Source organism: Vibrio sp. S234-5, assembly GCF_000960595.1.
GTDB lineage: Bacteria > Pseudomonadota > Gammaproteobacteria > Enterobacterales > Vibrionaceae > Vibrio.
In genome coordinates, this window is record NZ_JZAM01000081.1 from 1 (window position 1) to 7,092 (window position 7,092).

General features: G+C 39.9%; 8 protein-coding genes and 2 pseudogenes. 6 read left to right on the forward strand and 4 right to left on the reverse strand.

The features are described from left to right. The 3 genes and pseudogenes from UF06_RS03410 to UF06_RS03420 form a co-directional block, all read left to right on the forward strand. Positions 1-126, forward strand: a pseudogene (locus UF06_RS03410) (IS3 family transposase); the annotation flags it as partial. A gap of 291 nt (positions 127-417) precedes the next feature. Continuing rightward, the gene (locus UF06_RS03415) at positions 418-1,131 is read left to right on the forward strand and encodes a Fic family protein (RefSeq protein ID WP_171816691.1); all 714 of its coding nucleotides are present in this window, start codon (positions 418-420) and stop codon (positions 1,129-1,131) included. A gap of 203 nt (positions 1,132-1,334) precedes the next feature. Beyond that, positions 1,335-2,207, forward strand: coding sequence for a hypothetical protein (locus UF06_RS03420; RefSeq protein ID WP_045569187.1), 873 nt, complete (start codon positions 1,335-1,337; stop codon positions 2,205-2,207). A 159-nt stretch (positions 2,208-2,366) separates the two neighbouring features. Here UF06_RS03420 and UF06_RS03425 read toward each other — a convergent pair whose 3' ends face one another. After that, positions 2,367-2,645 (reverse strand): type II toxin-antitoxin system mRNA interferase toxin, RelE/StbE family, encoded by a 279-nt coding sequence (locus UF06_RS03425; RefSeq protein WP_010320663.1) that lies wholly within the window; start codon positions 2,643-2,645, stop codon positions 2,367-2,369. After that, complete coding sequence (locus tag UF06_RS03430) at positions 2,642-2,926, reverse strand: type II toxin-antitoxin system RelB/DinJ family antitoxin (RefSeq protein WP_045569188.1); 285 nt, start codon at positions 2,924-2,926, stop codon at positions 2,642-2,644. The genes UF06_RS03425 and UF06_RS03430 overlap by 4 nt, the downstream gene beginning before the upstream one ends. A gap of 242 nt (positions 2,927-3,168) precedes the next feature. Here UF06_RS03430 and UF06_RS23125 point away from each other — a divergent pair, with 242 nt between their 5' ends. Then, positions 3,169-4,158 carry a restriction endonuclease gene (locus UF06_RS23125; protein ID WP_052702506.1) on the forward strand — a complete coding sequence of 330 codons (990 nt, stop codon included), beginning with the start codon at positions 3,169-3,171 and terminating at the stop codon, positions 4,156-4,158. A gap of 193 nt (positions 4,159-4,351) precedes the next feature. On the opposite strand, the gene UF06_RS03440 is transcribed toward UF06_RS23125, so the two are convergent. Then, positions 4,352-4,651: a hypothetical protein gene (locus UF06_RS03440; protein ID WP_226972542.1), complete on the reverse strand. Its 300-nt coding sequence runs from the start codon at positions 4,649-4,651 to the stop codon at positions 4,352-4,354. A 195-nt stretch (positions 4,652-4,846) separates the two neighbouring features. Between UF06_RS03440 and UF06_RS03445 the strand changes: the two are divergent. Beyond that, positions 4,847-5,446: pseudogene (locus tag UF06_RS03445) on the forward strand (pentapeptide repeat-containing protein). Between the two features lie 144 nt (positions 5,447-5,590). Further along, the gene (locus tag UF06_RS03450; RefSeq protein ID WP_045569189.1) at positions 5,591-6,073 is read left to right on the forward strand and encodes a tetratricopeptide repeat protein; all 483 of its coding nucleotides are present in this window, start codon (positions 5,591-5,593) and stop codon (positions 6,071-6,073) included. Positions 6,074-6,284: 211 nt separating this feature from the next. On the opposite strand, the gene UF06_RS03455 is transcribed toward UF06_RS03450, so the two are convergent. Continuing rightward, on the reverse strand, positions 6,285-6,644 hold the full coding sequence (locus tag UF06_RS03455) for a hypothetical protein (protein WP_045569190.1): 360 nt from the start codon (positions 6,642-6,644) through the stop codon (positions 6,285-6,287). Positions 6,645-7,092: the final 448 nt, after the last annotated feature.

Here is a 7,092-nt window from a genome sequence, read left to right on the forward strand (position 1 = left end):
CCCCGTGAAGCCGAGCTTGAAATCGGCAACTACATGGTGTTTTATAATGAAGAGCGTAACCATCAAGGACTCAATAACCTCACTCCTGATGAGGCCTACTTCGGTAGGCAAAGATACGCAGCATGAGCTGGGTCAACCACTTAAGAAATGAGCTTATGCGTCCAACCATTGGGGTCCACTTCTGTTCTTTAGTTTTGAAAGTGAAGGTGTCAATTGGTTGGCCTAACAAACGGCTCAAGAGGGATTGCCAACGCGTGGCGACTTTAGTGCAAAATTGAAGCTCAGTGTTTACAGTGTGTTTTTTGAGTTCGGTTATGCGTTGTCAACCCCTTAGCCGGGCGTTAGCCGACTTCTACCACCTTACTCATCAGTAAGTGTATACTTAGCCAAGTTTTACTTACATTGAAGAAGACCACCATGACAGCATTGACAGATAACATGTGGAATATGAAACCAAATATACCGTTGGCTAAACAACTTGCCAAAAGAGATGTTCCAGCTTTGGTTTATGACGCTGTTAACCTCGAGGGTGTAGCAATGACTTTGCCTGAGGTGCAAACGATTCTTGATGGGATCACCGTAGGTGGCCATCGAATTAGTGATCAAAATATGGCAATGAACCAAGCTCGAGCATGGGAACTTATTTTTGGCTTAGTTGATCAAGGTGAGTTTCAATTTAATAAAGAAACCGCTTTGAAAATTCACAATATAGCTGGCAAAGAAGAAGCGTTAGAGTGGGGTAAGTTTCGCTCTGGTTACGTTTCCATTACGGGTTCAGAGTATGAGCCCCCCGCTCCAGATGAGTTGGACGATAAATGGCTTGAAGTTGAGAGTCAGGTTAATAGTGAATCTGATGTTTACGATCAAGCAATTACTGCATTTTTACAAATGGCACGCGCTCAATTTTTTTGGGATGTTAACAAACGTACCGGTCGGTTCATGATGAACGGTATTTTGTTGGCTAATGGTTTTCCTATCATTAATGTGCAAGCCAAGCGTCAGCAAGAGTTTAATACGCTCATGCTCGATTTTTACTATTCTAATGACATGACACAAATGAATAAGTTTTTACGAAGCTGTTTGGATGAAAAGATTATTCGTAATTTCAAGCTAGACCTGAAAATCGGCTAACAAACGCTTCAAGAAGGACAGCCAACGCGTGGCATTTTTATCATGCGTTGGTTTTTGTGATAATGGTGTTATGCGGAAGCTCGGTAGTAGCGTTGTCTGCCCCTTAAGCGGGCGTTAGGTGCTAGAAATATCGTACTTCATACTTGTTTTCTTGCATATGAGACCACATATAAAAAATGGGTATCTAATCGAAAGGAATCTAAATGGAACAATACAACCTTCAACTATCTTCAGTAAAACATACTGCTCCTGACGGAATTGAAATGGGGGTAATGAACAACGGCACTCCGTATCTTGGTGCTCGTGGTTTGGCTGCCTTATGTGGTGTTGCACCAAGTGTAATAATCACTCTTGTAAAAGATTGGGAAGCAGATTTGCGCTTTAAGCCTCGTGGTCAGGCTATTGAGCGGTTGATTCTGGAGCAAGGTGGTGACCCAAATAGTTTATATGTTCCAATTACCGTCGATGGGAAAACTTACCATGCAATCAACGATGTTAATTGCATGGCAATACTTGAATACTATGCGTTCGAGTCTCAAACACCACAGGAACAGGCCACACGTAATTATCGTAGCCTTGCCAGACTAACTCTTCGTACATTCATTTATGAACGCACAGGCTACAATCCTGAAGACTCGCTGCCACAATATTGGAAAACTTTTCACGAGCGTATAACACTTAACGAGTTACCGTCAGGTTACTTCAGTGTTTTTTCTGAGATTGCTAATTTAGTAATCTCCGGTATTAGAGGTGGTATGCCTTTTGACAGTAATACGATGCCAGATATAAGCGTTGGTATGGCTTGGGGCAAACATTGGTGTGGCAATAGCTTTGATGAAAAATACGGTCTTCGTCGAAAACACCTTCACGTATTTCCGGAAGATTTCCCCCAAAAAGATCCAATGGCATGGATTTATCCTGTTGAGGCTTTAGGTGAGTTCCGTCTTTGGATGGACGACATTTATGTCACCGAGAAGTTTGGCACTTATTTGAACAATAAGGCAAAAAAAGGTGGTTTAAACAATGTCGATATACAAGCTTTGGTTCAAGCAGTTCAACCTGCACGATTGAACTAGTTAGAGTGGGCAATTAGCACCTAACAAACGCTTCAAGAGGGACAGCCAACGCGTGGCATTTTTATTATGCGTTGGTTTTTGTGGTTACGGTGTTATGCGGAAGCTTGATAGTGGCGTTGTCTGCCCCTTAACCGGGCGTTAGTTGCCCACCGACTACAATCAATCGGTAGGGAATTTCTGCTTCTGGTGTAGAACTCGCATTATGCGAATAATTGAACCTTCTACCCAGTACGAAACGATCATTGAGATTTCGGGAATAATGAGTAATCGTCCTCGAATTCCATCTCGTTGAACACCCATCAATGGTTGTTCGAGTAAGTTTTCTACTTTAGCCTCAATAATGTCATCAGTTTTTTCAGCCGCATCAGGGTTAAAGTCATAAAGAAACTCAAAGATCTTCTCTCGATCATTTAGCGATTCTTCTTCCCATAAAATCATTGCTGGCCTCGATTACGAATTTTGGCCTTTCGTTCAGTCATTCGTGCTTTAGCTGAATTATGTTCAACAAATGAAGATTTTCCTGAGTCAAACTTCTCAAATGCTAGGTTTATTTGTTCAGTTAACCAAGCGTCATGAGATAATGTTTTTCTTTGTTGCTCAGCCATTTGTTCAGTAAGTTCACGGCAAGCATCGCTGAGTGTGCGACCTTGGCTCTCAGCCATTTGTTGGGCTAAACGTTTAATTTCGTCATCAACACGAAATTGAATTCTAGTGTCCATAAGTAGTTCCTAAGTTTGCGTGTGTACAAATGTTAGCACTGGAGTTGGGCAAGGGCAACTAACAAACGGCTCAAGAGGGATTGCCAACGCTTGGCGGCTTTGGTGCAAAATTGAAGTTCAGTGTTTACAGTGTTTTTTTGAGTTCGGCTATGCGTTGTCTAACCCCTTAGCCGGGCGTTATGTTTCAGAGTACCCCACGTTTAGTAGATACTTTACTAAACCAGATCATGAAAGGAAGTCGTATGTATATTGAAGAACTAAAGTCTCTTGACTCTACCCAGTGGGAGTTCTTTGCAGAAGATGTGCTCTGGTATATAGGGTATGAAATAATTGGAAGACCATCTGAGGGAAACGATCAAGGTAAAGACTTGATCGTAAGAAAATCTGGAATTACTTATTTGGTTAGTTGTAAGCATTATGCGAATTCGGGTAAAGCCATCGGTCCAGATATCGAAAAAAACATATCAGACCGAGTCTTGAGGCACGAGTGTGATGGTTTCATTGCTTTTTATTCAACCCATGCCACAAGCAATTTGGAGTCACAGTTTGAGCAATTAAGTAATAGAAAGAAGATGCCGATTGAATGTATAAAGTTTTATCAAAGTGATATTCTAGACATCATTCCAAATATGACAGGATATACGTTACAAAAGTACTTTCCTGAACCTCATAAGCTCCATCATCATGTTAATAAAACTGATTGGGATTACTTTCCCCTTAAGTGTCAAAATCCCAAATGTAATAGGGATGTTATTTCTAAAGAAAATATTGTATGGTCTAGAGTCCAGTTACTTAGAATTAATGGTGTATTAGAACTAATGTATGGGTGTAAATTTTGCTTACCTGATTTTGGCGAATCAGCAATAGTATACAATGGAGATATTGATACCCTAAAATATTTTGATGGTAATATTGAAATTTATTGGTGGGAATTTAGTCAGATACGCTATATTGAAGAACTAATAAGCTTAAATAACCTTATCAATATATGCTCGGTTCATCCAGATTTTAGTGGAACATCAGCACATTTATATAAGTCTTGGTCAGAGGTTCAAAGCGCAATGCTTCAAATTCAAGTACCAATACACTGGGGAAAGTGGATTGATCCGAAAAGGGTGTTTAGTGTGCCTGAAATAACAGGTAACCATTTTACAGACCTAATGTTACATGCTAAAAATAATAAGCAATTTTTGAATGAGCTCATTGAAAAATCGACGAACAGAAAAACATAACAAACAATTCAAGCAGACCCTCAACGCGTGGCATTTTTGTTTTGCGTTGAGTTTGGTGATTACGGTGTTGTGCAGGAAGTTGGTAGTCGCGTTTCGGACTACTTAATTGGGCGTTAGCTGAGGTTAATAAAAATCATGAAATTACGTGTTTATTTTTCTTAGTCTGAGGTTCTAGCTTTACACCTGAAAGTCATCATTTTTCCGCGTATCTCGCCAGTGGCACTGTTTGTGAAGCGGTTGAACTAACCGAAGTCTTCTGACGGGAAGTGGTGTGTTTGTTTATTTCTTTGGTGTGGCTTCTTTGGTTTTGAAGCTCTTTTGCGCTTAAATGGATTTCGCGCACTTGGTTGTTGGTTTCTTCGACATAATTCTTTGTAAATTTAAGCTCTAGAAGCTCGTCAAGTTTTCCTGTTATTTCTTCTTTGCCAAGTGCGTTTCGTGGATTAGGTTTTAGTTTCTCAGTTGTCCGTTTTACTTTGTCGTTTGAAAGCAATAATGTGTTTTAAATTAGGCTATTGGTTAGTCAATCTCCGGCTAAAGTGTAGCAGCTAACAAACGGCTCAAGAGGGATTGTCAACGCGTGGTGACTTTAGTGCAAAATTGAAATTCAGAGTTTACAGTGTGTTTTTTAAGTTCTGCGGTGCGTTGTCAACCCCTTAGCCGGGCGTTAGGCTATTCAGAGGATACGATGATAGATTTAAAAAATAATGAGCAATATTTCGACGTTTCTTTTGAGAAGCTTTCCTCACCTGATGAGAAATATAGCGACGTCGAGTTTGAAGATTGCCAATTCTCCGACTGCGATTTTTCAGCGGTTAAATTCCAGAAATGTAAGTTTACAAACTGAACATTTGAACGCTGCAATTTGAGTTTGGTGGATTTTACAAACTCAAAGCTCTTTGAGCTTAAATTTCAAGACAGTAAGTTAGTTGGCGTTGATTGGACGAAAGCGACATGGCCAGTTTATCACTCAGACTTTGAGCTAAGTTTTAAGCGTTGTATTTTAAATGACTCGTCTTTCTTTGGCCTGACCTTAAATGAATTGGTTTTGGATGAATGTAAGTTGCATGATGTTGATTTCCGTGAAGGTAACTTTGCAGGTTCAATAATGATTTATAGTGATCTTAGCCACAGTTTATTTATGAGAACAAATTTGCAAGGGGTTGATTTCAGTGAATCAATAGCATACTCCATTAACGTACTAGAAAATAACGTTAAAAAGGCTAAGTTTTCACGATATGAAGCGTTGAGCTTATTAGAAAGCTTAGGTATTGAATTGGTGGATTAATAGCCTAACAAACGGCTCAAGAGGGATTGTCAACGCTTGGCGACTTTAGTGCAAAATTGAAGTTCAGGGTTTACGGTGTGTTTTTTAAGTTCGGTGGTGCGTTGTCAACCCCTTAGCCGGGCGTTATAAGCTTCGAGGAAAATTATGGAAAGTCTCATCAAACAAGCGATTGAATTGCGGAAAAAGGCTAAGTATCAAGAGTCGAGAGCTTTACTAAAAACGTTATTAAATGATGAGGCTTATTCTGCTAAGGCTCACTTGCAAATTGCTTGGTCGTACGACAATGAGGGTAAAGAGCAAGAAGCGGTTGCTCATTATCTGTTGTCTCTTTCGGGTCTACTTTCGTCGGTAGAAAGGTTTGATGCTTTGTTTGGGCTAGCGAGCACTTATCGAACCCTTGGCATGTATTCAGAGGCGTTAAGCTATTTCGAGCAAACTCTCAGTGACTACCCTGGTTCTATTGAAGTTCAGCCTTTCTATGTCATGTGCCTCTACAACTTGGGACGCTATAAAGAAGCGATATCATTGCTACTTGGACTTCTAGTATCGACCAAGAATAGTGATGCAATTAAAGAGTACCAGCGAGCTATTTCTTTATACGCACAAGACTTAGATAAAACATGGTAAAACGAAGCACGCTTATAACAAACGGCTCAAGAGGGATTGCCAACGCTTGGCGACTTTAGTGCAAAATTGAAGTTCAGTGTTTACAGTGTGTTTTTTGAGTTCGGCTATGCGTTGTCAACCCCTTAGCCGGGCGTTAGTATAAGCGCTTGCAGCAGGTAAGGTTGTATTGTTATTGAAATAAGGCTCGTGGAACTGAGCCTCTTCCATTGGATTAAAGTACGCCAACCTCTTTCAATATAGCTTTGATTTTTTCAGGGTTTTGCAAATCTCGAGCTGTATGAAGCATAAAAACAAATGATGAAAGAGCTAACACTCCAGTATAGCCTTGTGGGTCATTATTATATGTATCTAAATTGTTCAAGACTTGGTTTTTTGCTTTTTCAGGTAAACGGGAAAGTGTTTTATCCCAACTTTCCGAGTTATCGATTATCTCTGATAAATCGGCTAAAACTGATTTATAACGAGGAAGATCTTTATCATTCTCATCTATTTTTTCAATCTCAGAGATTAAAAAAATAAACTTGGATTTTGCATTTTCCAATGATTCTAAGTTTCTTGTTACGAAGTCCATTAGTGTATGTATTCCTTGATTGTTTGAATATACGGAGTTGTGAGAGTCGAGAAATTACTCGAGATTACACGTAGTTTTATCTGTAATCAACTAGTTGAGTATGTCATTGTTCTCATTATACTAACAAACTGTTTAAGAGTGATTCGCAACGCGTGGCATTTTTGCTATGCGTTGCGTTTAGTGTTTAAGGAGGTATGCAGGGGGCTTCGGTATTGCGTTGCTCACACCTTAACAGGGCGTTATGTGCTAGTGTACGCCGAATTCTTTACTATGATTTCGTTAATAAAGACTACTGCGGAAATGTGATAGGATTTTTGTTATGTAAGCGCATCATAAACCCCGCATTCTAATCGTCTAGCCCGAATAATAAGATCAAACCTCCAACCCAAAGGAGATTTGAAATGGCCAAACGACGCACTAACCAAGAATGGCGAACCCTGTTCGAACA